At 68.6% G+C, this 1568-nt stretch carries 2 protein-coding genes; both read left to right on the plus strand.

Features of this window, described 5'->3' with window-relative positions; translation table 11 throughout:
• Positions 1–354: DUF805 domain-containing protein (locus ABNT58_RS29865; protein WP_348756979.1), on the plus strand; the 354-nt coding region annotated here is incomplete at its 5' end.
• Positions 355–462: 108 nt separating this feature from the next.
• Positions 463–1568, plus strand: a 1106-nt coding sequence (locus ABNT58_RS29870) for a hypothetical protein (RefSeq protein ID WP_348756980.1), incomplete at its 3' end; no start/stop codon positions are given.

The following is a 1568-nucleotide window of genomic DNA, read 5'->3' on the forward strand; positions in this document are numbered from 1 at the left end:
GAGCCGATGACGCCGCTGCAGATCCTGTTCAGCCTGCGTGGCCGGGTGCCGCGCAAGGTGTGGTGGCTGTATGCCGTGGCGGGCCCCATCGGCGTCGGCGCGCTGGTGACGGCGCTGCTGCGCATCATGGGCTTCGGCGCCCAGCAGGCCGAAGAGTGGGTGAACCTGCTGCTGCTGTGGCCGGTGCTGGCGGTGTCGGTCAAGCGCTGGCACGACCGCGACAAGTCGGGCTGGTGGGTGCTGGTGGCGCTGCTGCCGCTGATCGGCTGGCTGTGGGCGCTGATCGACAACGGCCTGCGCCGCGGCACGGTGGGGCACAACCGGTTCGGTGAGGACCTGACGGGGCATTTTTGATCCTCCCGCGTGGGTGCCGCTGCGAGGTTTGACGCCAGCGGCGCCTGACAAATCGAACTGTGGCTCGTCTCTGGTGGAACACATCGTGCCCACCCGGAGGAGACCCACATGCACCGCACGCTCAGCAGCCCCATTTCCGGTCGCCCGACCTGCCGCCGCCCACGCCATCGTCCGCCGTCACGGTGGGCGCTGTTGACACTGGCCATCGCGGCGCTGCACGCCCCGGCCGGCGCGGTCGATTTCCTCTGGAAGGGGCAGTCCGGCGACTGGAGCGATGCCAACCAATGGACCGGCCTGGGCGTTCCGGGGCCGGATGATTCGGCGCAGATCGCAGCCGGCAGCAGCTGGGTGTCCGGCGCCCGCAGCGTCGGCAGCTTGCTGATGACAGGCGGCCGGCTCTGGGGGGATGGCTCTCTGACCATCGGCAGCCTGGACTTCCAGCGCGGCACGCTGGGCGGTGCGACGGCTGGGCGTTACGCCACCGGCAGCACCACGGTCCTGGGCACCACCACCTTCGACGGCGCCCGTACTCAGGAAGTCGAGTTGAACCACACGCTGACGCTTCAGGGTAACGCCAGCTGGACTGTCGGCAATGGCTCCATCAGAGGCAGCATCGACGGCGGCACCATCGTCAACAACGCCACCTTCACCGACCTAGGGGCGGGCAGTACCACCGCCAGCAAGCGGCTGCACGACGGCGGCATTGGCACCTTCGTCAACAACGGCAGCTACCTGCGCCAAGGCAGCGGCACCACCCGCGCCGCACGCTTCGAAAACGACGGCCTCTTGCACGTGCAGGATGGCACTTTTCAGATGGAGGGCGACGGCCGACTGTCGGGCCGCACGGTGGTCGATCGAGGTGCTGTCCTGGCGTTCTACAACAGCAGCGCGACCATCAGCGGCGCCATCGACAACGCGGGCCTGGTCACTGTCGATGGTGCAGGCGTGCTGCTGACAGCCGGCTCAGCGCTGAACGGCGACCTCAAGCTGCTGCGCGGCTCCTTGTCGCACCAAAGCGACCACACGCTGGCCGCACTGCAAATGGCGGGCGGGCAACTCACGGGCACCGGCCATGTCACCGTGCAGAGCCTGGACTTTCGCGGCGGCACGTTGGGCGGTGCGACGGCTGGGCGCTACGCCACCGGCAGCACCACGGTCCTGGGCACCACCACCTTCGACGGCGCCCGTACTCAGGAAGTCGAGTTGAACCACAC

The organism is uncultured Aquincola sp. (assembly GCF_964001545.1).
Taxonomy (GTDB): domain Bacteria; phylum Pseudomonadota; class Gammaproteobacteria; order Burkholderiales; family Burkholderiaceae_C; genus Aquincola.